This is a genomic window from Massilia sp. NBRC 108631 (genome assembly GCF_059704565.1).
Genome location: NZ_BAAKJE010000267.1, coordinates 23,943 through 46,415 on the forward strand (window position 1 = coordinate 23,943; position 22,473 = coordinate 46,415).

Below are 22,473 nucleotides of genomic sequence, written 5' to 3' on the forward strand. Positions count from 1 at the left end.
CTTGTTTCAGGTAAAGTCGCGAAAATTACTAAGGAGGCAACTTTGCAACACGACGAGCCGCGTAGGCCGGGAGCAGCCCGGCCCAGCCTTTTGTCTGCCGAGCCGCAGGCGGAAGCAGCCCGGACCAACATCCTGGGCAACCTGGAAAGCGGGAAGAAGAAGCCGGCGCCCGCTGCCGCGCCTGCCTCCGGCGCGAGACCGTCCGGCATGGGCAAGGGCACGCTGTGGGGCGGCGCCGCGCTGGCGGTCGCGCTGCTTGGCGGTGGCGCCGCTTGGCTGGCCGCCGAACCGGGCAGTGCCACCAGCCAGGCCCTGGCCGACCATGCGCCACCAGCGCAGCCTGCGCCGGCGCCTGCCGCTGTGGCGGTTGCGGACGGCGCCGCTGACACGGCGGCCGCCGCCACCGATGGCGCCGCCGCGCCGGCAGCCGGCGCCAGTATCGGCGCGCCCGGCGCTGCGCTGGCAGCGGCTGCCGCCACCGGCGCTGCGCTGGCCGCCGGCGGCACGGCGCCGTCCGCCGCTGCCGCGCCGGGCAACAGCGCCGACCTGGTCGCTGCCCTGGCGGCGCCATCGAAGCCCTCCAGCGCCGCCGCCATACAGGAAGAAAAGCCCGAGAAGCAGCAGTCGCTGCGCGAGATGCTGAACGCACCATCGCCTGCCAAGGCCAAGTCCCCGGAACCCAGGCTGGCCAGGAATGACGGCAAGCGTGCCAAGGCGGAAAAGCCGGGCCGCAACCCCGACAAAGCCGGCGCCAAGACCGTCGCCAAGACCGCCCCGCGCAGCACGAAAGCCGCGCCGCCCGCCAAGGCCAAGCAGGCGCCGGCGCCTGACAGCGACGTGGCGCTGCTGGCCGCGCTGGTGGCCCACACCCAGGCCACGCGCCCGTCCGGGCAGCCCGAGACCTTGTCGGTGAAGCTGAAACAGTGCCGCCAGCTGAGCACCAAGGGCGCCGAACAATGCCGCGTCCGCACCTGCGCCAGCGCGAAGGACGATCCGCTGTGCAAGCCGGTGGTGACGGCAGCGGTGGATGGAGCGTTCCCATGACGCCCGCCGCCGTGGCGCAGATCGCTGCGAGCCTGGCGCAGTTTTCCAGCGCCACCCGGCTGTACGCGCTGCGCCTGCCTGACGGCGCCGCCGTGCCGGACGCCGGCGAGCTGTTGGTGGAAGCCTTTGTGGCGGACGAGCAGCTGCAGGAAACCGGCGCGCGCGACGTCATCGTGCTGTCGACCAGCGCCTTTGTCGACTTGCGCCAGCTGGTGGGCAAGGCGGCCGCGCTTGAAATCTCGCTGGCCGACGGCAGCCGCACCGCCTTCGGCGGCGAGATCACGCAGGCGGCCATGCTGGGCAGCGAAGGCGGCATGGCGCGCTACCGGCTGCGCCTCACGCCGTGGCTATGGCGCCTGGGCCAGGCGCGCAACAGCCGGGTATGGCAGGACAAGGCGGTGCTGGACATCGTGGGCAGCGTGCTTGACAGCTATGGCGGCGCGCGCTGGCGCGTCAGCGACGACGTGGCGCCTTTCATGGAAGGCGTTGCCCCGCGCAGCTACTGCTGCCAGTACCGCGAAACAGACCTGGACTTCGTGCGCCGCCTGCTGGCCGAGGAAGGCCTGGGCTGGCGTTTCGAAGACGGCGAGGAAGGCCAGAGCCTGGTGATCCACGCCGACACGCTGCAGCGCAGCGCCATCCCCGAAGACAGCAGCAGCGCCGCCGGCGAAGGCGTGCGCTTCCACGGTGTGCGGCCCGGTGAACAGCAGGACACGGTGCAGGCCCTGCAGGCGCGGCGCAAGGTGGCGTCGTCGCTGGCCACCCTGCAGAGCTACGACTACAAGGGCAAGCGCGCGGTGGGCGCAGCGGCGCCGTCGACCTTGCGCGCCGGCGCCAGCCTGCCGCCGCTGGAAGACTACGACTTCCCCGGCCAGTACGCCTGGGCCAACGCCGGCCAGGCGCAGCGCTACGCCGGGTTCCAGATGCAGGGCCGCGAAGCACGCAGCCAGTTGTGGCAAGGCCGCTCCACGGTGCGCACGCTGCGCGCCGGCACCATGCTGCGCATTTCGCAGTGCCCGCTGGCAGGCGCGCCGGATGGCTACACGGTGCTGCGCGTGCTGAGCGTGGGCGTCAACAATCTGCCGGCGCCGGTGCAGCAGGGTCTGGCCGAGCTGTTTGGCCCCATCCCGGAGCTGTTGCAGGAGCACTCGGCGCAGGACTGGCCGGACGGATTCGCCTTGACGCTGGCGCAGGCGCGCGAGAGCGGCTATGCCAACCACTTCGAAGCGGTGGCGGCGCACACGCCGTGGCGCCCGCAGTTGCCGGGCAGCGGCGGGCGCAGCCATCCCAAGCCGACCGCCATGGGGGCGCAAAGCGCCATCGTGGTCGGGGCGGACGGCGGCGACAGCGCGCAGGGCGCGGACGAACTGTATTGCGACCGGCTGGGCAGGGTGCGCATCCGCTTCCACTGGCAGGCAAGCGGCGACGCCACATGCTGGGTGCGGGTGGCGCAGCGCGCAGCCGGCGGTGGCATGGGTAGCCAGTTCCTGCCGCGCATAGGGCAGGAAGTGCTGGTGCAGTTCCTGGAGAACGATATCGATCGGCCCATCATCGTCGGCGCGCTGTACAACGGCCAGGGCGAGGGTGGGCAGGCGCCCACGCCGGGCGGCAAGCCCGCCGCAGCGGCCGGCGCGGCCGGCTTGTTCGGCCGCGCGCACGACCATGCGCCGTCCGCGCAGGGCAACCTGGCCAACGGCCACGCGCCGCTATGGCACGGCGCGGCGGCCGGCACTGGGGAGCACCGCAGCGCAGCGTCCCAGTGGGGCGTGCGCAGCAAGGAGTTCGGCGGCGCCGGCTACAGCCAGCTGCTGTTCGACGACACCGATGGGCAGGGCCGCGTGCAATTGCGCTGCAGCCACGCCGCCAGCGAATTGAACCTGGGCCACCTGGTGCACGGCGCCGACAACTACCGTGGCAGCCTGCGGGGCCTGGGGGCGGAGTTGCGCACCGAGGCCTATGGCGCGGTGCGCGGCGGCGCCGGCCTGCTGGTGACCAGCTACGCCATCTCGCACGCGGCAGGCGCGCGCGAACCGGCCGGCGACAACACGGCCGGCATCGCGCTGATGAAACAGGCGGCGCAACTGGGCGAATCGTTCAGCAAGGCGGCCGCCACGCACCAGACGGTGGTTTACGCCAGCCATGCGGGCGCGGCCCGCGCGGGGGGCAGCCGGCTGGACGAAGGCGCCGCGCCGCTGAAGGCGCTGCAGGCCGCCTTGTCCGGCATGGTCGGCGACGCCAGCCTGGAGGCGGCGCAAGCGGACGCCGAAGCCCGCAGCACCGGCGCCGGCGAGGGCAAGCTGCCGCACAGCAGCGCCGCGCTGCTGGCCGTCAGCGCCAGGGCTGGCCTGGGTGTGACGGCGGGGCAGGGCGTGCAGCTGGCCAGCGGGGAAACCGTCAGCCTGATGAGCGGCGGCGACAGCCAGTTCGCCAGCGGTGGCCAGTTGCGCGCGCATAGCGGCCAGGCGCTGGGCGTGCTGGGCGGCGCGGTCAAGGCCGGCGAGGATGGCATCGGCCTGCAGATGGTGGCGGCGGCGGATGCGATCGACGTGCAGGCGCAGGCCGATACGCTGGCGCTGCAGGCGCGCGACGATGTGCAGGTGGTGAGCGCGAACGCGCACGTCGACTGGTCGGCTGCGAAGAGCATCAAGCTGGCCACGGCGGGCGGCGCCAGCATCGTCATCGACGGCGGCAACATCGTGGTGTCCTGTCCCGGCAAACTGACCATCCATGCCGGGAAAAAGAGTTTCTCCGGCCCGGCCAGCATGGGGGCGGAAATGCCGCAGCTGCCACGCGGCGCCATGCGCTTCGACGAGAAGTTCCAGCTGCTCGATCCGGCCGGCGACCCGGTCCGGAACATGCGCTACGCCATCACGAAAGCGAACGGCGCGCGTATCGAGGGCGTGACCGATGACAGCGGCATGATCCCGCTGCAGCAAGGCTTCAGCCCGGAAGACCTGAAGATCCAGATCCTGGGCAAGCTCAAATAGTCCGCATGGCTCAAACAGCGCATCAGCTGGCGCTGCCGCCTTGCAGCTTCGCTTCCAGGTCTTCGATGGCGTCCTTGATGCCCTCGAAGAAGTCCCAGTCGGCCAGGATGCGGTCGTTGTGGCTGAAGTCCGCGCCGTATAGCAGCGCGTACGGCAGCGCGTGGTAGGTCAGCCGGTGGATGGCATGGCCATCCGCGCCGCTGATGCGCAGGGTGTTGTAGCCGTTGCGTCCAGGCGTGGCGGCCAGCTCGATGCGCAGGCCATGGCGCATATCCTCTAGCCGCTCGCCGTCGCCGTGGCGGAACAGCGCATGCCGGCGCTGGTCCGGCATATGCAGCACCAGCACGCCCTCCGGCGTCCAGTACATGCAGTACATGCGCTGCTCTTCCAAGGTATAGGTGCCCGGAATGGGGGCGCTGCGGCGGTAGGCCGTGGACAGCGCCGACACGGCCGGATGCCGGCCTTCGTCGACGTAGCGCCAATGCCCGGTGGCGGGCTCGAAGTCGATCACGTCGCCGGACGTGTGATGCCGGTACAGCAGCAATTTACGCGGCCGGCCCGGATTCGCTCAGGCCTGGCTGGCGACGTGCATCTGCCGCGCGGCGGCCGCATGCGCCGGATCGTGCAGCGGGTCCTGCAGCGGATTTTGCAGCGGCGTCTCGGCGGCTGCCAGGGGGACCGCCACCGGCAGCGGTTTGATGGCTTGCTGGGCCAGGGTGCGCAGCAGGGGGAAGCCAGGCGCCGGTGTGTGGGAGGCTGGATCGGCGCGTCCTTCGGCCACCGACTGCAGCAGCGGGTAAGGGCCTGCGCCAAGCAGCGCGGCCTGTTCCGTGTCCGCCAGCAGCAGCGCTGCGGCGCCTTCGCCCGCTTGCGCACCGCAGGCCAGCAGCAAGGCCAGGCATGGCTGTGTGCTGTGTTTGAGCGCCGTCAGCACCTGGGTGGGATGCTGGTTGCGGCGCGCATTGCGGTCCACTTGTTCCACTGGCCAGCCTGCGCTCACCAGCTGGTGCTGCAGCCAGCGCCCGGCGGCGTCGCGCCATGGGCCTTTCCACTCCGCCGGCAGCAGGGCGATCAATTGCAGCCTGGGCAGGGCGGCTTCGGACGGCTGCGCCAGGCCCTTGTGCGCGCCGGCCACCGTGGCCAGTTCGCGCGTCGCGGACGTGGCCAGCGCCAGCGCGCGCCAGAAGTCGGACGGGGCGTCCAGCTTGCCCTGGCCGGTGGCTTTCATCCAGGCCGTGGTTTCCGCGCGTAGCGCGTCTTCGTCCACTTGCTCGCCCATGGCCGCGCCGATCAGGCGCAGCGGAATGGCGGGCGGCTTGGGCGCGGCCGCCGGCTGCGCAGGCGTGACGGCTGCGGCACCCTTGCGGCGCGGCCATAGTTTCAGCACCGATAAGAAAATGTCTTTCAGTGAGGCTTGCATAGCGTCGTCCCTGTACGTGTTTCACTCAGTATAACTTAGGTTTCTGATAAGAGACACTCTATTGCAGAGATGCTTTTTCATCATGGCTTAATATTTGCATAATCCAAATAACCAGTTCCACCAAGAAAGTGATCGACAGTTACTAGCGGCTGCGATAAAGTGCCGCATTCATGCTGGATTCCCCATGGCAGGCCCAAGAAGCGCCTGTCCTCACCCGGTTACCTTTGGTTAGCCTCCGCCATAGCGGCTGGCATGTTGCCCTGTCGCGGAAATACAAATAATACGCAATGCTGAACTTCCGTCCGCCCGTTCGCCTGGCTATCAGGCTGCTATGCTGCCTGCTGTGCGCCTGCGCGTGGCCGGGATTGGCGCCAGCGCGCGAGCTGGTGGTGATCGTGTCGGCCAGGAGTCCGGTCACCGCCCTCGAGGCGCGCCAGGTGGCGGACATCTTCCTGGCCGAGGCGGCACGCTATCCGGGCGGCGCCGAGGCAGTGGCGGTGGACCAGAAACTGGGCTCGCCGGTACGCAATGAATTCTACGCCAAAGTCGCGGCGCGCACGCCGGAATCGATGAAGGCCCACTGGACCAAGATGATGTTCACCGGGCGCGGCCAGCCGCCGCGCGAAGCGGCCGGCAACGCCGCCGTGCGCCGCATGGTTGCCGCCGACCCCGCATTGATAGGCTATATCGACCGCGCCGCGCTGAACGCGAGCGTGCGCGCCGTGCTGGTGGTGAAGTGATGGCGCGGCTGGATCACAAGAGCGGCGCCGCCAAGCGTGCGCGCTGGCTGCGGCTGGGACTCGAAACCTATGTGACCTTGCCGCTGTTTACGGCGCTGCTGCTGGGCGCCATCTGGGTCTTTACTTTCCATTTTATCGGCATCGAGCGCGAACTGGCCGCCAAGGGCGCCGCCGATTCGGTGCGCGAGCTGGTCGATACTTACGAGGCGCAAGTGGCGCGCAACCTGGGCGGAATAGACCAGAGCCTGAAAGTGATCGCCTACGCCGCCGAGCGCAAGGGCGCGGCGGACGCGCTGGCGGAGCTGAACCAGCATGGCCTGCTGCCGTCGGCACTGGTGTTCGCCATCAGCATTGCGGACGCGCAGGGCCAGGTGGTCGCCCGCAGCCCCGTGGCGCGGCCGGTTTCGGTGGCGGACCAGCCTTATTTCAAGCAGCACCGGGAAGCGCCGGGGCACGCCGCCATCGTCGGCGAAACCGTGCGCGACGCCGCCAGCGGCGACGCGCGCCTGCATTTCACGCGCCGCCTTGACGACGCGGCAGGCCAGTTCGCGGGCGTGGCCGTGATCGAAGTCGATCCCGCTTATTTTACCAGCGGCTACGAGCGCCGCCGCCAGGGCGAACAGGGCGCGCTGGCGCTGGTGGGCAACGACGGCGTGGTGCGCGCGCTGCGCGTGGGAGACAAAGTGAGCTGGGGCCAGCAGCTGGACCTGCGCGCCGAAGTGGGTGCCAGCCTGTCCAATTCCTGGGACGGCGTGGCGCGTTACACGATGGCGCGCCCGCTGCACGGTTTCGCGCTGACCGCGCTGGCCGGCTTGTCCGAGCGCGAGCAGCTGGCCGTGTTCGAGCGGCGCCGCGTGGCCAGCCTGTGGGAAGCGGGCGTGGCCAGCGCAGTGCTGCTGTTGCTGGCCGCGCTGCTGTGGGTCTGGATCTGGCAGGGCGCCATGGCGCGCCGCCGCATCCGCAACGCGCAGGAGACCTATGCCGCCGCCTCCGAGGCGAGCATGGACGCCTTTTTCGTGCTGCGCGCGCTGCGCGACCGGCGCGGCGTGGTGACCGATTTCGACATCGCCGACGCCAACGGCCGCGCCGAGGCGCTGTCCGGCCTGACCCGCGCCCAGCTCAAGGGCATGACCTTGTGTTCCTGGCTGCCGCAGGTGCGCGTGAGCGGAAAGTTCGAAACGCTGGCCCATATCGCCCAGGTGGGCGGGGTATACCAGGAGGAGCAGCGCAACGGCATGCCGCAGCTGCACGCCAACTGGCTGCACTGGCAGGTGGTGGGCGTGGACGGCGGCGTGGTGGCCATCGTGCGCGACATCAGCGAGCGCAAGCTGGCCGAGGAACGCATCGTCCACATGGCGCACCACGACAGCCTGACCGGCCTGCCCAACCGCAGCCTGATCGCGGACCGCCTGCAGCAAGCCATCCTGCACGGCGAGCGCAACGACCTTGAAGTGGCGGTAGCCTTCATCGACCTGGATAGCTTCAAGGTGGTCAACGATGGCCTGGGCCACACCGCCGGCGACCAGCTGCTGACCGAGGTGGCGGCGCGCATGACGGCTTGCGTGCGCCGGCACGACACCGTGGGCCGCTTCGGCGGCGACGAGTTCGTGCTGGTGCTGCCCGAGCAGCGCGACAGCGGCGGCGCGCTGATGCTGCTGCTGGAGAAGATCCGCGAGGCCGTGATACGCCCGGTGGTGCTGGGCGGGCAGCCGGTGCAGGTGAGCTGCAGCATCGGCGTGGCGATGTATCCGCGCGACGGCAGCGACGCCGACACCTTGCTGATGAACGCGGACGCCGCCATGTACCGCGCCAAGGACACCGGCAAGAACAATGTGCAGTTCTATACCCAGGAGATGAATTCCACCCTGGAGGAAAAACTGGACCTGATGGACGGCCTGCGCAGCGCGCTGGCCGAGGAGCAGTTCCGGGTGCAGTACCAGCCCAAGGTGAACCTGGACAGCGGCCTGGTGTTCGGCGTGGAAGCGCTGCTGCGCTGGCAGCATCCGGTGCGCGGCATGATGGCGCCGGACCAGTTCATCCCGCTGGCCGAGGAGAGCGGCGCCATCGTGCCGATCGGCGAATGGGTGCTGCTGACGGCGTGCCGGCAGGCGCGCGCCTGGCAGACCGCCGGCTTGCCGCCGGTGACGATCTCGGTCAACGTGTCGGCGCGCCAGTTCGACGATGCGCGGCTGGTGATGCGGGTGCGGCGCGCGCTGGAACTGAGCGGCCTGGCGCCGCAGTGGCTGGAGCTGGAAGTGACCGAAAGCCTGCTGATGCGCGACCTGCAGCAGGCCATCGACAAGATGCGCGAGCTGAAGGCAATGGGCATTTCGCTGTCCATCGACGATTTCGGCACCGGCTACTCCAGCCTGGCCGCGCTCAAGTCCTTCCCGATCAGCAGCCTGAAGATCGACAAGTCCTTCGTGCGCGACCTGGACGTGAGCAGCGACGACCAGGCCATCGCGCGCGCCATCATCTCGCTGTCGCACCAGCTGCAGCTGCGCGTGATCGCGGAGGGCGTGGAGACGGTGCAGCAGCGCAGCTTCCTGCAGGAGAGCGGCTGCGACGACATGCAGGGCTATCTGTTCAGCCGTCCGGTGGCGCCGGAACTGATCCGGGCCATGCTGGAAGCGCAGGCGGAAGCCGCCGGCTCCTGACGGCGCATTGTTCGGCGCCGGCTCGCGGCGCGGCCCCATGCGCTACAATTGCTAAATTGCATCTTCAGACACCCGCAGCCATGAGCCAAGAATTCTCCAACGATATTTACACCGAACCGTCCAACGTCGACGTCAACACGCTGGCCAACCTGGGGCCGCTGACCGCGATGGCCGGCATCTTCGAGGGACAGCGCGGCCTGGACATCAAACCCAAGGTGGACGGCCCGCGCAAGCAGGCCTATGTGGAGCGCATCGAGCTGCAGCCGATCGACCCGGTGACCAACGGCCCGCAGCTGTTCTACGGCCTGCGCTACGTCATCCTGATCACCAAGCCTGAGCAGGTGAAGACTTACCACGAGCAGGTTGGCTACTGGCTGTGGGAACCTGCCACCAATACCGTGATCCAGACGCTGGCCATCCCGCGCGGCCAGATCGCCATGGCCTCCGGCACCGCCGCGCCGGACGCCAAGAGCTTTGAACTGGTGGCCTACCGCGAGTCCGACACTTACGGCATCCGTTCCAATCCCTTCCTGGAGTTCGGCTTCAAGACGGTGGAATACCGCATCAAGGTCACCATCAACGACGACGGCACCTGGGGCTACGAGGAAGACACCGTGATGCTGATCCGGGGCAAAGAGGACGAGCCCTTCCACCACATCGACCGCAACCTGCTGCACAAGGTGGCCGAGCCGACGCCGAACCCGCTGGCGCGCTAAGGCGCGTCAGGCCGGCTTGCCGGCCATGCCCCGTTCCTCGGGGCGCAGCGTGAGCACCGCCACGCCGCTGGCCGTGACGGCCACGGTGTGCTCGAACTGCGCCGACAGCGAGCCGTCGCGCGTCACCACGGTCCATCCGTCCGCCTCGGTCCGCACGCTGCGGCCGCCCCGGTTGAGCATGGGCTCGATCGTGAACACCATGCCTTCTTGCAGGGGCAGGCCGGCGCCCCGGTCGCCGAAGTGCAGCACCTTCGGCTCCTCGTGCATCTCGCGGCCGATGCCGTGGCCGCAAAACTCACGCACCACCGAATAGCCGTTGCGCTTGGCGTGCCGCTCGATCGCCCAGCCGATGTCGCCGAGGCGGGCGCCGGGGCGCACCGCGCGGATGCCTTTCCACATGGCTTCGTAGCAGGTCTGGACCAGCCGCCGCGCGGCGGGGCTGACGTCGCCGATCAGATAGGTCTTGCTGGAGTCGGCGATGTAGCCGTGCTTTTCCAGCGTGATGTCCAGATTGACGATGTCGCCATCGCGCAGCACCACCGAGGCCGAGGGCACGCCATGGCAGACCACCTGGTTGACCGACGAATTGAGCACAAAGCCGTAGCCGTACTGGCCCTTGCTGGCCGGCCGCGCCTGCAGTTCGTGCACGATGAAACGTTCCACCATGGCATCGATCTGCAGCGTTGACATGCCGGCCAGCGGCGTGCGGTCCAGCAGCCCGAACACGCAGGCCAGCAGCCGGCCGGATTCGGCCAGCAAGGCCAGCGCCTCGGGGTGCTTTGTCATGCCGCCGGGATTGCTTAAATTTCCCATTGGATTTCCTTTTATATGATCAATATACAAATCGTATACGTTTCGTATAATAACTTCAATCAAAAAAGGGAATTTTTAGCGCGCGAAAGCGCTGCGCATACATGATCTTGCTAAAATAGCCAGCTTGCGGCAGTGGCCAAGGAGGGATGGCGATGGCAAAGCGGCTGATCATAGAAGGGCGGGTGCAGGGCGTGGGCTACCGGGCCACGTTGGCCAACGAAGCGGCGGCGCTGGGCCTGCAAGGCTGGGTGCGCAACCGCAGCGATGGCTCGGTGGAAGCCGTGGTGGACGGTGACGCGCAGGCGGTCGACGCCATCATCGCCTGGGCCAGGCGCGGCCCGCCCGCCGCCGTGGTATCGAAGGTCGCCATCGAGGACACCGAGCCGCCGCCGCGCGGCACGTTCAAGATCACAGCAAGCCACTAAGGCACAGGAAGTGCACGCATGAAAACCCAATACTACTGCGCAAGCAGCCTGGATGGCTTCCTCGCCACCGAGGACGATGCGCTCGATTGGCTGTTCCCGCTGGGCGACGTGAACGATTCCAGCTATCCCGAATTCATCGCGGACGTGGGCGCGCTGGCGATGGGATCGGCCACCTATGAATGGATGGCGCGTAACGCCGGGCAGGTGATCGCGGAAGTGGGCGCCGCGTGGCCGTACACCCAGCCGGCCTGGGTATTCACCCGCCGCACATTGCCCTTGATCGAAGGCGCGGACGTGCGTTTTGTCAGCGGCGACGTGCGCAGCGTGCACGCCGGGATGCGGGCCGCCGCCGGCGGCAAGAACATCTGGATTGTCGGCGGCGGCGACCTCGCCGGCCAGTTCTACGATGCCGGCCTGCTGGACGAACTGATCCTGCAGATAGGCTCGGCCACCCTGGGCAAGGGCAAGCCGCTGTTTCCGCGCAGGGTGCTCAGCCCCGTGCTGCGCCTGATGTCAGTACGGCAGATGGGCGCGGGCATGGCGGAACTGCGCTATGCGGTGCACCAGGGCGACGCGGAGCGCGGCAGCTGACTTCAGGGCATAGCCAGCTCGCGCGCGAATACCTGGCTGATCAGGTCTTTGCCGAAATTGCGCTGCGGCGCTTCTTCGATCAGCTGGAAGCCGGCCTTGTCGTAGATGCGGCGGGCGCCGGTGAGGACGCTGTTGGTCCACAGGACCATCGTCTTGTAGCCGGCCTGGCGGGCGAAGCGCAGGCATTCGTCCACCAGCCGGCCGCCGATACCCCTGCCGCGCGCGCTTGGATCGACGTAGAGCATGCGCAGCTTGGCGGTGGTCGCGTCCTGGCGCACGACGAACACGGAGCCGACCACCTTGCCGTCCTTTTCCGCGATCCAGCAGCGCTCGGATGCTGCGTCGAAGTCGCGGATGAAATTGGCGGTGATCTCCGCAGCCAGCGCTTCGTACTCGTTGTTCCAGCCGTACTCCTGCGCATACATGACCGTTTGCCGATGCACGATCCAGCCCATGTCGCCGGGCTGCGGGTTGCGCAGGATGTAGCTGGACGAGGGCGCACCCAGCAGGCCCTGGATCTGGCCCATGGCCTCAACCAGGTCGTGCTGCAGTTGCGGCGGCAGCCGATCCAGCATGGTCCGCACTGCGCGCTTTGAAGCCTCGTTCAGCTGCCCGAACGTATCGCGGCCCTGGCCGGTCAGCTCCAGCCGGGCGGCACGCGCGTCGGTGTGCGAGCGCGTCCTGGCCACCAGCCCTTTTTTCTCGAAGCCGGCAATCACCCGGCTCAGATAGCCTGCGTTCAGGCCGAGCTCGCGGCACAGGTCCGAACTGGTGATGCCGGTCCTGTGCGCCAGTTCGTACAGGATGCGTGCTTCGGTCAGCGAGAAGCCGCTGTCCAGCAGATGCTCGTTGAGCACACCTATCTGGTGGGTGTAGGCGCGGTTGAAGCGGCGGACGATGTCGATGCGTTCTTCCAGACTGGTATGCATGGCGGCTCCATTAATTTGCCTTTGGCAGATTATTGCTTGCCTTGGGCAACAATGTCAACCTCACGCTGGCGGCGGCGATCCGCAAGGCGCGCTACATTGGCGCGATGGAGCGCTATCGAGACCTCAGCGGCACCTCAGGGGTGACCGCCTATGCCATACGGGCCGACGCCATCGACGTGCAGTTCGCCGGGGGCGCGGTCTACACCTACACTGTCGCCAGCGCGGGGCGTACCCATGTCCGGCGCATGCAGCGCCTTGCGCGCAGCGGAAGTGGCCTCAGCACCTACATCGCCCAGCACGTCCGTAGCGCCTACGCGGCGCGGCACGAACCGTACGGACACAGCTAATTCCACGCGGGAATAGCAAAAAATAAATACCAATGCATTACCAATTGCGATAGTATACAGTCCAGTTAGATACCAAATTGCAAAGTTGTAGTGACTTGGTGTTGTCCGTGGCTGACTTGCAAAAGGGGGCGCAATGGCGCAAACGAATAAGCGGTTGCTGTATTTCTGCCTGTTTTTCCTGTTGTACGAAATGGCGGTTTACCTGTCCAACGACATGATCATGCCGGCCATGCCGCAGGTGGTGCGCGAGTTCCAGTCGTCCAGCCACGCGATTGGGCTGTCGCTGAGCCTGTACATCCTGGGTGGCAGTACGCTGCAGATTTTCCTGGGACCGGTGGCCGACCGCATCGGCAAGCGCAAGGTCATGCTGGCCGGGAATGCGCTGTTCCTCGCCGCTACGCTGCTGGTGCCGTTCGCGCAGACCATCACGCAATTCCTTGCCATTCGCTTCTTCCAGGGCATGGGCTCGTGCTTCATCTTTATCGGCTACGCCGCCGTGCACGAACTGCTGGACGACGAGCGGGCGGTCAAGATGACTTCCCTGATGGGCAACACTACCGTGTTCGCGCCGCTGATCGGGCCGGTGATCGGCAGCGCCGTCATTACGGTGCTGGACTGGCGCGCCATTTTCGGCATCGCGTTTGTGCTGGGCGCGGTGGCCTGGGTAGGCCTGTTCCGCACCATGCCCGGGTATGCCGCGGCCCCGGCCGCAACTTCGGCCTCAATCCCCGCAGCCGCGGCGCAGGTGCCGGCCGCGCCGCGCAGCCTCGCGGCCAGCTACCGCGCCATCTTCACCAACCGCACGTTCATGTTCGGCATTTTTGTCGCGGCTTGCGCCATCACGCCGCTGACCGCGTGGATAGGGCTGTCGCCCGCGATCGTCCTGCAGCGCATGGGCGCTCCCTACGGCACCTACATCGCCTGGCAGTGCGCCATCTTCTGCGGCTTCGTCTGCAGCACGCTGGCGATCCAGCGCCTGGGCGAGGGCTTCTCGCTGGCGCGCCTGCTGCGGCAGGGCGGGGCGCTGGCGCTGGTGGGCATGGCCGGCGCCGCCTTGCTGTACCGGCAGGGCCACATGTTCGTGCTCTGCATGTTCGTCTATTCGGCCGGCTTCGGCCTGTTCAATGGCGCGTTGCTACGCATCGCGCTGACCGCCACCGGCGTTTCCATGAACCTGACGTCGTGCGCCATGAGCTTGTTGTACTGCCTCTACCTGGCCGCCGGCCTTGAGCTGTACAACGCGGTTTGCGCGCATTTCGACTATGCGCTCGGCGCCTACGCGCTGATGAACGCGCCGCTTGGCGTGTTCCTGTTCCTTGCCCTGCGGCGTGCCGCCAGCCGCCATGCGGCGCGCGAAGCTGCGGGCAGTGGCGCGCCAGCCGCGCCAAGCGCGTTACCGGTGGCGGACACCGCTTAACGCTGCCTTCTTTTGTCACCGACTGCCTGGAGAGAATCTGATGAGTTTCGATCTTGAGTATGAAGTTCTGATCAAAGATTTAAAGTCCGCTTTCGTCACGTGCAAGCAATGGGAGGCTTTCTGCCGCCAGGATCCCAGTGCGCAGTGCGAACACAGCGCCCGCCTGCATTTGCTGGAGGAGGGCTACCGGCGGCAGCTGGAGCAGGTGCGCCAGCTGGTGCGCGAACAGTTTGCGCTGTTCGACGCGCGCCGGGTGTCGTCGCTGATCGGCATCCCGACCCAGACGCTGGCGCCGGAGGAGTTGCTGATGCACCGCATCTGGATGGGCGGCCCCTTGCCGGACGGCGCCCGGCAAGCCATCTGCCAATGGGAAGCCGCCATCGCCGAGGTGCAGGCGCCGGATGATCCGGAATACGAACTGGTGCTGTGGGTGTGGGACGCGGCGCAGCTGCGCGGCGATCCCTCGTTCCGCGTGGGCCGCGATATCGGCGGCTGGGCCATCGGCGGTTATGTGGTGGGGCGCGATGTGCTGGCCGTGCATTCGCTGCGCAAGCTGGCGCAGGCGCGCGCCCCGCAGCGGCTGGCGCTGTTCGAGCAGCTGCACGCGGCGCGCTGCTACGTGAACCTGGCCGACTATTTCCGCCTCCTGATCCTGTACGAGGCCGGCGGGATCTACCTGGATGCGGATACGATGCCTTACCGCGCCGCCACCGCTTTCCTGGCCAAGCCGGAAGTGCCCGACTATGTGAACTTCGCCTTCGATCCGCAAACGCAGCAAATCAACGCCACCTTCGTTTCGTGGCTCAATCTGATCAAGGATGAAAACGGCATGCTGGTGGCGCGGCGTGGCAATGGCGCGCTGCGCCAGATCCTCGCCGCCATGGACCGCAACCTGGACGGCATGCCGCATCCGCCGCAGCGTACGGATGCTGCCGCAATGCAGGACTACGCGGCGCTGCTGCACCAGGCGACGTACGGCGAATGGCACCGCCACATCGGCCAGACCTTCCTCGCCTACCACGACATGACGCGGCGCCACGCGGTGCTGCACGACGGCCAGCCGGAGGCGGTGGTGGGCGGCCTGCGCGGTATGCGCTTGCGGGTTGACGCGATCACCGGTGCGGCGGTGCCCTTCAGCGCCGACGAGGAGCGCAGCTATCTTGAATGTGTGGCGGCGCTGGAGCAGCGCGGCTGGCGGCTAGGGCACGCGCTGGAGCTGGAGACCGTGTCGGAACTGGCCTGGTTCCGCGAAGTGCCGCGCATGGCGTATGCCCCGCAATTGCGCGCGCAGCCGGAAAGCTGCAACTATTATTCCTTCCTGTCGCAGGACCAGTTGCTGGACCGGGTGAACACGCTGTTCGCAGCCTATCTGCTGGCGCGCAACGCGGACCGCATCCTCGGCGGGGACTACTGGTGTCCGACGCGCGGCAACGGACAACGCGAACAGGTGGTGCTGCGCCTGGCTCGCCACGGCGTGGCGCAGGATGGCCGCAGGAGCGCCCAATGAGTGCCTTGTTGCGGCCACCGGTTCCAGTGACGTTCGTTTCCGGCGCCGCGCTCGATGACGCTGTCCGCGACCGCATGGCCGAGCTGCTGTTTTCCACCAGCTACCTGGAGTACTGCTCGGCGGGGAACAAGCTGCGCCTGCCGCTGCGCGACCTGCAGCGGCGGCAGAACATCGAGCCCTACATCGGCCATGTGCATGGCATGGTGGAGCGCGGCGGCGGTGGCTTCGCCGGCTTTTTCACCGCTGCCACCGTGCGCGAGTTCGCGTCCGTGCCAGCGGTATCCCACTACCGCGACGAGGTGAGGGACATGGATGCCGCGTACGACGCCTTCATCGCCCGCAACGCGCGCGACGAAGACTTCCTGGTCGGCAGCCTGGCGATCGAGGCGCGCTGCCAGGGGCGCGGCTGGTTCGCCCACATGCTGGCGGAGATCGAACGCCTGGCGCGCAGCCGCGCCTGTCCGCGCATCGTACTGACGGTGTGGGAAAGCAGCGCCGCCATGCCCATCTATCTGCGGCGCGGTTTCACGCGATGCGACAGCTTCGGCTACGCCTACGAGCTGTTCTTCGACCGGCTGCACTTCCTTGAATACCAACTAAGCGGGGACTGAAATGCAAAGCATCGAATCGATCGGCAAGAACAGTATCGCGCGCCGCAACCTGTCCACTGTCGGCGCCGGCGCGGCGCGATTGAACGGCCGCCGGCACGGCGAGCCGCTGCGGGTGCTGTCCGAGCAGGACTGGGCATGCTGGGTGAACAACGGCTACGTGGTGATCAGGCAGGCTATCGCTGCGGACAAGGTGGCGCAGATCGAAAGCCTGATCTGGGACTTCGAAGAGATGGACCCCCGCGATCCCTCGACCTGGTACCCGCCGGAGAAGTCGCGCCTGCGCAAGACCGAACTGAGTTTCAACGCCGGCATGGTGGAACTGTACAACCACCAGCACCTGTGGGATGCGCGCCAGTCGCAGCGCGTGTACGACGCGTTCGTGGATGTGTGGGGCCGCGAGGACCTGTGGGTGTCGATAGACCGCGTGAACCTGAATCTGCCGCCAGAGCCGGGCTTCGAGTTCAAGAGCTTCATGCATTGGGATTACGACCCGGATACAGACCCGCAGAACGTACAGGGCGTGCTGTCCATCAGCGACCAGGTGGACGAGGAGGTGGGCGGCTTCGTCTGTATCCCCGATCTGTTCCGCAACTACGCGTCGTGGCGCGCGCAGCAGCCGGACGATTGGGACTGGTACCGCCCCAAGGTGGCGGACCTGACGCACGTGAGGGTGCCGCTGAAGAAGGGCGATCTGCTGATTTTCAACAGCAGGCTGTGTCACGGCATACGCCAGAACCGCTCGGCGGAGAAGGTGCGCATCGCGCAGTACATATCGACGATGCCGGCGCAGGAGGACAACGCCGAACTGCGCGCATGGCGCATCCGTTCCTGGCGCGAGCGGCTGGCGCCGGAAGGCTACAGCCTGCACGGCGATCCGCGCCGCAAGGAGCAGACCTGCTACGCCACCGCGCAGCTGAGCGGCCTGGGTGAACGGCTGCTCGGCCTGCGCGGCTGGAACGAATAATTTTTACACGAGGAGAGTACGGAAATGGCAGACGAACTGGCGCACAAAATCGGACAACTGTTCATGGTCGGCTTCGACGGGCTGGAGCCCGACGCCGCCATTGCGCGGCTGATACGGGAGCAGCGGGTGGGGGGCGTGATCCTGTTCCGGCGCAACGTGCATACGCCGCAGCAGGTGTCGGCGCTGTGCCGCAGCCTGCAGGAGATCAACGCGGAAGTGAGCGAGCAGCCGCTGCTGATCGCGCTGGACCAGGAAGGCGGCATGGTGATGCGCATCGAGCAGGGCGTGACGCCGATACCGGCCGCCATGGCGTTCCAGGCCGCCGGCGCGGTGGCGCACTGCGAGCAGATGAATTTCGTCAACGGCGACGAGATGGGCCAGATCGGCGTCAACATGCTGCTCGCGCCGGTGCTGGACGTGAACAACAATCCGCTCAACCCGGTGATCGGCGTGCGTGCCTACGGCGAAGACGCGGACACCGTGATCCGCTACGGCATCGCGGCCATGCGCGGCCAGCAGCGCGCCGGCGCCATCGTCACCGCCAAGCACTTCCCAGGCCATGGCGACACGGCCGTGGACTCGCACTACGCGATGGCGTCCGTGCTGCACGGGCAGGAGCGCCTGCGCGAAGTGGAGCTGGCGCCGTTCCGCGCCGCCATCGACGCCGGCGTGGACGCCATCATGACGGCCCACGTGGCTTTCCCGGCCTTCGAACCGGACGCCAGCCTGCCGGCCACGCTGTCGCGCAATGTACTCACCGGCCTGCTGCGTGAAGAAATGGGTTACGACGGCGCCGTCATTTCCGACTGCCTGGAGATGGGCGCGATATCGGAGGGCGTGGGCGTGGCTGCCGGCGCGGTGGCAACGCTGCTGGCTGGCACCGATATCGTGCTGGTGTCGCACCGCGAGGACCGCCAGCACGCTGCGATCGCCGCCGTGCTGCGCGCGGTGCAGCAGGGCGGCGTTCCGGAAGCGCGCATCGACGAGGCGCTGCGCCGCGTGCGCAAGCTGAAACAGGCGCGCGCAGTGCAGGCCTGGCGCGAGCGCCCGGCGGCGCCGCCGGCGCTGATGACGCCCGAGGCGCAGGCTTTGTCGCGCAAGATCCAGTACGCGGCGCTGACGCAAGCCGGATCGTTCCGGCCGCTCGACCTGTCGCTGCCGGTGGCGCTGCTGACCTTTGAAGTGCGCGACCGGACCGAGATCGATGAAGTGGCCACGGGCCGCAACAAGGAAGCGCGCAGTTCCATGCTGGCGGCGCTGCGGCGGGCCGGTGCGGCGGCGCGCGAGTATGCGCTGGCGGCGGACGCGCCGGACGACGAAATCGGCGAAGCGCTGGCGTTTGTGGAGGGCGCGCAGCAGATCGTGGTGCAGACCTACAACGCCATGCTGGTGTCCGGCCAGCGCCGCCTGCTGGCCGCGCTGCCGCCCGATCGCCTGTGGGTGGTGGCCGGCCGCTTGCCGTACGACCTGGACCTGGCGCCCGGCGCGCAGGGCCGCCTTGCGTCATTCGGCTGCCGTCCGGCGGCGCTGGAGCCGGTGGTGGACCGGCTGCTGGGGGCCGTGGCGGGCAAGGCCGTGGCCGCCGGCGCCGCCGCCTAGCGCGCCGCTACACCTCGTCGATCTGCGCGAACTGTTCGGCAAGGTAGTCGAGCAGGCCGCGCACCGAGGGGATCAGGCCGCGCCGGGTGGGGAAGGCGGCATGGATCACCTCCTTCGGCGGCGACCAGCCCGGCAGCAGCCGCACCAGGCTGCCGTCGGCCAGCTGTTCGTGTACCATCATCAGCGGCAGCTTGACCACGCCGATGCCCGCCAGGGCAGCGTGGCGCAGCATGGTCATGTCGCTGGTGATGAACTTGGGACCATAGTGCTGCGCCGCCTGGGCGCCGTCCGGGCCATGCAGATCCCATACGTTTCCTTCCAGCGCTGGGCCGGCGCCCAGGCTGGGCCACTGCGCCAGCTCCATCGGCGACTGCGGCATGCCGTAGCGTTCCACCAGCGCCGGCGCCGCCACCAGGCACTGCCCGGCGTAGCCCAGCACGCGCATGGTCAGGTCGCTGTCGCTCAGCGGCAGGGGACGCACGCGCAGCGCCAGGTCCAGTCCTTCCGAAATCACGTCCACGGCGCGGTTCAGCGCCACCAGCTGCACCGTCACCTCCGGATACTTGACGGCGAATGCCGCCAGCATCGGCCCCACGCGCGCGTGCAGCAGGCCGATGGGGCAGGACAATCGCACCGTGCCGCAGGGTTCCGCATGCGTGGCTTCGATCACGGTCTGCGCGGCTTCGGCCTCCACCAGCATGGCCTTGCAGCGGCTGTAGTAAGCCTGCCCCAGTTCCGTCACCGCGAAACTGCGCGTGGAACGCTGCAGCAAGCGCGCGTCCAGCCGCTCTTCCAGCAGCGCAATGCGCCGGCTGAGCTTGGACTTCGGTATGCCCAGCGCACGCCCGGCAGGCGCGAATCCGGCGTGGTCGACAACCTGCACGAAGTAGTAGAGATCGTTCAAATCTTGCATGGGGTGTTCTGGCTACTGTTCTAAAGATAGGACTCTGAAGGTGGATTTTACCGTCTTTGCAAGCCATTGTTTCAGTTCTATGCTTTAGCCATCAACGAAACCGGGGACAGGCGATGAAAAAGACAATTGGTGTTTATGGCAATGACCGCCAGCATTGGGTTGGCGACGGCTTTCCGGTGCGCTCGCTGTTCTCGTACCACAACGATGCCAGGGCGCTGAGTCCCTTTCTGCTGCTGGACCGTGCCGGACCGACCGATTTCGCGCCATCGTCAGCGCCGCGCGGTGTGGGCCAGCATCCGCACCGCGGTTTCGAAACGGTGACCATCGTCTACAAAGGCGAAGTGGCGCATCGCGATTCGGCCGGCAACGGCGGCGTGATCGGCCCCGGCGACGTGCAATGGATGACGGCCGGCGGCGGCATCCTGCACGAGGAGTTCCATTCCAGCGCTTTCACCCGCGACGGCGGCACGCTGGACATGGTGCAGCTGTGGGTGAACCTGCCTGCCAAGAACAAGCTGGCGGCGCCGGGCTACCAGGCCATCGTGGATGCCGATATTCCCGTGGCGCCGCTGGCGGAAGGGGCGGGCACGCTGCGCGTGATCGCCGGCCAGTACGCCGGCCGCATCGGCCCGGCGCGCACCTTTACGCCGATGCAGGTGTGGGACATGCGGCTGAACGGCGGCGCCGGCGCCGATCTGCCTGCGGCGGATGGCTGGACCACCATGCTGGTGGTGCTGCACGGCGCGGTGCGCGTGAATGGCGGCGCGCCAGCGCGCGAAGCGCAGATGGTGCTGCTGGAGCGCAGCGGCAGCGGTGTGCGCATCGACGCCGACGGCGACGCGGCGGTGCTGTTGCTGAGCGGCGAGCCGATCGAGGAGCCGGTAGTGGGCCATGGTCCTTTCGTGATGAACACGCAGGCCGAAATCGCGCAGGCAATCGATGATTTCAACCAGGGGCGGTTCGCGCGCATCGCGCGCTGAATCCGGCCCGCCAACCAAGGAGTATCACCATGAGCAAACCTTACGTCCGCCTGGACAAGAATAATGCTGCCGTACTGCTGGTCGACCACCAGGCCGGCTTGCTGTCGCTGGTGCGCGACATCGACCCGGGCAACGGGCAAGAAGCAGCTGATCATCGCCGGCGTCGTGACGGAGGTGTGCGTCGCGTTTCCGGCGCTGTCCGCGCTCGAGGAGGGGTATGACGTGTTCGTGGTGACGGACGCCTCGGGCACCTTCAACGAGATCACCCGCCATGCCGCGTGGGACCGCATGTCGCAGGCCGGGGCGCAGCTAATGAGCTGGTTCGGCGTGGCGTGCGAACTGCACCGTGACTGGCGCAATGACATCGAGGGACTGGGCACGCTGTTCTCCAACCACATCCCCGATTATCGCAATCTGATTACCAGCTACAGCACGCTCACGGCCAAGGGTTGATCAGTCCTGGTCCTGCTGCTTGCGGTACACCAGCCAGCCGGCGATGGCGGTGAAGGCGGCGACGATGAAGGCGACCACCCAGAAACCGGCCGGGTCGTCCGCCATCGGCACGCCGCCCACGTTCATGCCCAGCAGGCCGGCGATGATGTTGATGGGCAGGGCCAGCACCGTGACGATGGTCAGCACGTACAGGCTCTGATTGTTGCTCTCGTTGACCTGCGCGGCGATTTCTTCCTGCAGCAACTTGATGCGTTCCTGCAGCGAGGCCATGTCGTTCAGCACCACGGCGAATTCCTCGGTGGCCGCGCGCAGCTCTTCGCTGTCCACGTCGGCCACCCAGGCGGGCGGTTTTTGCAGCAGGCGGAACAGCGCCGCCGGTTCCGGCGCCAGCAGGCGGCGCAGGCGCACCAGCACGCGCCGCAGCGCGCCCAGGTCGGTCCGCTTGCGCTTCAGCTTGCCTTGCAGCAGGTTGTCCTCGATGCCATCGACGCGGCTGATGGCGTCGCGCACGATCTTCACCAGTGCGTCGGCCTGGTCGCGCAGCAGGTGGGTCAGCAGTTCCACCGGCGAACGTATCGGCTCGCCCGCGCGCACCGCCTGGCGCAAGCCTTCAATGGCCTTCAGCGGCTGGCGCCGCGCGCTGATGACCACTTGCCGGTCCACGCTCAGCCACAGCGTGGCGATGTCGGACGGGTCGAACGAAAAATCGTGCACCACGTCGTTGACGACAGCGATCAGCGCGTTGTCGGCCAGTTCGATGCGCGTCGAGCGCTGGCCTTCATGCAGGCTTTCATAGAATTCCTCGGCCAGCGCCACGTGCTCGTTCATCCATTTCTCGCTGGCGGTGTTGGCCAGGTTGAAGTGCAGCCAGATGAATTCGCCCTCGTGGTGGCCGGGCTGCGCCAGCCATTCGCGGGCGGCGTCCGATTCGATCGGCAGGGGCTGATGATCGCGTCCGAACAAATAGCCGCAGACCAGGCCGGATTGGTCCGATCCATAGGCGGGCGCGTTGATCTGCATGGGCATCTCCAAGTTTGAGTGCCGCAAGCATAGCAAACTGCTGTTACCGGTGGAAGTCCACGCGGAAGCGCACCGGTCCGATGATCTCCACTTCATGCAGAATGCGCGGCTCGACAACGCCGGGCTGCTCGGGCGTCAGGCGGACGGTTTCCTTCTCCGGCCCGCTGATGTGGTACAGCAGGGCGCCTTCCAGCACCGCGATGCGGCCCCATACGCCGGCGGCGGTGCTGTGGTTGCGCTGCAGCGCCGCCGGCACCGTGTGTTCGGTGAAGTCGGCGCTGCTTTTGTAGAAGGCGACGTTGTCTGGCAGGGTTTTCATCGATGGCTCCCGTTTGATGTG

21 protein-coding genes and 1 pseudogene are annotated in these 22,473 nt (G+C 67.4%); 15 read left to right on the top strand and 7 right to left on the bottom strand.

The features are described from left to right. Window positions 1-42 precede the first annotated feature (42 nt). Both AC6H42_RS29400 and AC6H42_RS29405 read left to right on the top strand, forming a co-directional pair. Window positions 43-1,044 (top strand): hypothetical protein, encoded by a 1,002-nt coding sequence (locus AC6H42_RS29400; protein WP_497549567.1) that lies wholly within the window; start codon window positions 43-45, stop codon window positions 1,042-1,044. Beyond that, window positions 1,041-4,031, top strand: coding sequence for a type VI secretion system Vgr family protein (locus AC6H42_RS29405; RefSeq protein WP_497549568.1), 2,991 nt, complete (start codon window positions 1,041-1,043; stop codon window positions 4,029-4,031). Before AC6H42_RS29400 ends, AC6H42_RS29405 begins: the two co-directional genes overlap by 4 nt. Window positions 4,032-4,053: 22 nt before the next feature. Here AC6H42_RS29405 and AC6H42_RS29410 read toward each other — a convergent pair whose 3' ends face one another. Both AC6H42_RS29410 and AC6H42_RS29415 read right to left on the bottom strand, forming a co-directional pair. After that, a complete protein-coding gene (locus AC6H42_RS29410; RefSeq protein ID WP_497549569.1) occupies window positions 4,054-4,575 on the bottom strand; it encodes a hypothetical protein in 522 nt (173 codons plus the stop codon). 24 nt (window positions 4,576-4,599) lie between these two features. Beyond that, window positions 4,600-5,451: a hypothetical protein gene (locus tag AC6H42_RS29415; RefSeq protein WP_497549570.1), complete on the bottom strand. Its 852-nt coding sequence runs from the start codon at window positions 5,449-5,451 to the stop codon at window positions 4,600-4,602. A 287-nt stretch (window positions 5,452-5,738) separates the two neighbouring features. On the opposite strand from AC6H42_RS29415, the gene AC6H42_RS29420 reads away from it, so the two are divergent. The 3 genes from AC6H42_RS29420 to AC6H42_RS29430 all read left to right on the top strand — a co-directional run bounded on the left by AC6H42_RS29420 (window position 5,739) and on the right by AC6H42_RS29430 (window position 9,564). Further along, a complete protein-coding gene (locus AC6H42_RS29420; protein WP_057156837.1) occupies window positions 5,739-6,191 on the top strand; it encodes a hypothetical protein in 453 nt (150 codons plus the stop codon). After that, window positions 6,191-8,848 (top strand): bifunctional diguanylate cyclase/phosphodiesterase, encoded by a 2,658-nt coding sequence (locus AC6H42_RS29425; RefSeq protein WP_057156838.1) that lies wholly within the window; start codon window positions 6,191-6,193, stop codon window positions 8,846-8,848. The genes AC6H42_RS29420 and AC6H42_RS29425 overlap by 1 nt, the downstream gene beginning before the upstream one ends. An 80-nt stretch (window positions 8,849-8,928) precedes the next feature. Beyond that, window positions 8,929-9,564, top strand: coding sequence for an FABP family protein (locus AC6H42_RS29430; protein WP_057156839.1), 636 nt, complete (start codon window positions 8,929-8,931; stop codon window positions 9,562-9,564). Window positions 9,565-9,570: 6 nt separating this feature from the next. On the opposite strand, the gene map is transcribed toward AC6H42_RS29430, so the two are convergent. Beyond that, entirely contained in the window at window positions 9,571-10,350 is a 780-nt protein-coding gene (gene map, locus AC6H42_RS29435; RefSeq protein ID WP_057156840.1) for a type I methionyl aminopeptidase, read from the bottom strand. A 179-nt stretch (window positions 10,351-10,529) separates the two neighbouring features. Between map and AC6H42_RS29440 the strand changes: the two genes are divergently transcribed. Both AC6H42_RS29440 and AC6H42_RS29445 read left to right on the top strand, forming a co-directional pair. Continuing rightward, the gene (locus tag AC6H42_RS29440) at window positions 10,530-10,802 is read left to right on the top strand and encodes an acylphosphatase (protein ID WP_057157300.1); all 273 of its coding nucleotides are present in this window, start codon (window positions 10,530-10,532) and stop codon (window positions 10,800-10,802) included. An 18-nt stretch (window positions 10,803-10,820) separates the two neighbouring features. Continuing rightward, the gene (locus AC6H42_RS29445; RefSeq protein ID WP_057156841.1) at window positions 10,821-11,393 is read left to right on the top strand and encodes a dihydrofolate reductase family protein; all 573 of its coding nucleotides are present in this window, start codon (window positions 10,821-10,823) and stop codon (window positions 11,391-11,393) included. Between the two features lie 2 nt (window positions 11,394-11,395). Here AC6H42_RS29445 and AC6H42_RS29450 read toward each other — a convergent pair whose 3' ends face one another. Continuing rightward, window positions 11,396-12,322: a bifunctional helix-turn-helix transcriptional regulator/GNAT family N-acetyltransferase gene (locus AC6H42_RS29450; protein WP_057156842.1), complete on the bottom strand. Its 927-nt coding sequence runs from the start codon at window positions 12,320-12,322 to the stop codon at window positions 11,396-11,398. 41 nt (window positions 12,323-12,363) lie between these two features. On the opposite strand from AC6H42_RS29450, the gene AC6H42_RS29455 reads away from it, so the two are divergent. The 6 genes from AC6H42_RS29455 to nagZ all read left to right on the top strand — a co-directional run bounded on the left by AC6H42_RS29455 (window position 12,364) and on the right by nagZ (window position 18,767). After that, window positions 12,364-12,669 carry a hypothetical protein gene (locus tag AC6H42_RS29455; RefSeq protein ID WP_497549571.1) on the top strand — a complete coding sequence of 102 codons (306 nt, stop codon included), beginning with the start codon at window positions 12,364-12,366 and terminating at the stop codon, window positions 12,667-12,669. 133 nt (window positions 12,670-12,802) lie between these two features. Beyond that, window positions 12,803-14,086 (top strand): MFS transporter, encoded by a 1,284-nt coding sequence (locus AC6H42_RS29460; RefSeq protein ID WP_497549572.1) that lies wholly within the window; start codon window positions 12,803-12,805, stop codon window positions 14,084-14,086. A gap of 40 nt (window positions 14,087-14,126) precedes the next feature. Then, window positions 14,127-15,593 carry a glycosyltransferase gene (locus tag AC6H42_RS29465; RefSeq protein ID WP_057156843.1) on the top strand — a complete coding sequence of 489 codons (1,467 nt, stop codon included), beginning with the start codon at window positions 14,127-14,129 and terminating at the stop codon, window positions 15,591-15,593. Further along, the gene (locus AC6H42_RS29470) at window positions 15,590-16,204 is read left to right on the top strand and encodes a GNAT family N-acetyltransferase (protein ID WP_157201049.1); all 615 of its coding nucleotides are present in this window, start codon (window positions 15,590-15,592) and stop codon (window positions 16,202-16,204) included. The genes AC6H42_RS29465 and AC6H42_RS29470 overlap by 4 nt, the downstream gene beginning before the upstream one ends. Before the next feature lies 1 nt (window position 16,205). Next, the gene (locus AC6H42_RS29475) at window positions 16,206-17,168 is read left to right on the top strand and encodes a phytanoyl-CoA dioxygenase family protein (protein WP_497549573.1); all 963 of its coding nucleotides are present in this window, start codon (window positions 16,206-16,208) and stop codon (window positions 17,166-17,168) included. A 24-nt stretch (window positions 17,169-17,192) separates the two neighbouring features. Then, complete coding sequence (nagZ, locus tag AC6H42_RS29480; protein WP_497549574.1) at window positions 17,193-18,767, top strand: beta-N-acetylhexosaminidase; 1,575 nt, start codon at window positions 17,193-17,195, stop codon at window positions 18,765-18,767. A 7-nt stretch (window positions 18,768-18,774) separates the two neighbouring features. On the opposite strand, the gene AC6H42_RS29485 is transcribed toward nagZ, so the two are convergent. After that, complete coding sequence (locus AC6H42_RS29485; RefSeq protein WP_057156847.1) at window positions 18,775-19,680, bottom strand: LysR family transcriptional regulator; 906 nt, start codon at window positions 19,678-19,680, stop codon at window positions 18,775-18,777. Window positions 19,681-19,793: 113 nt separating this feature from the next. Between AC6H42_RS29485 and AC6H42_RS29490 the strand changes: the two genes are divergently transcribed. Then, the gene (locus AC6H42_RS29490; protein ID WP_497549575.1) at window positions 19,794-20,660 is read left to right on the top strand and encodes a pirin family protein; all 867 of its coding nucleotides are present in this window, start codon (window positions 19,794-19,796) and stop codon (window positions 20,658-20,660) included. A 29-nt stretch (window positions 20,661-20,689) separates the two neighbouring features. Continuing rightward, window positions 20,690-21,113 (top strand): annotated as a pseudogene (locus AC6H42_RS29495) (isochorismatase family protein). Here the strand turns inward: AC6H42_RS29495 and AC6H42_RS29500 are convergent. Together AC6H42_RS29500 and AC6H42_RS29505 are read right to left on the bottom strand one after the other, a co-directional pair. After that, a complete protein-coding gene (locus tag AC6H42_RS29500) occupies window positions 21,114-22,133 on the bottom strand; it encodes a transporter (RefSeq protein ID WP_057156849.1) in 1,020 nt (339 codons plus the stop codon). Window positions 22,134-22,176: 43 nt separating this feature from the next. After that, on the bottom strand, window positions 22,177-22,452 hold the full coding sequence (locus tag AC6H42_RS29505) for a TehB family protein (RefSeq protein ID WP_057156850.1): 276 nt from the start codon (window positions 22,450-22,452) through the stop codon (window positions 22,177-22,179). Window positions 22,453-22,473: the final 21 nt, after the last annotated feature.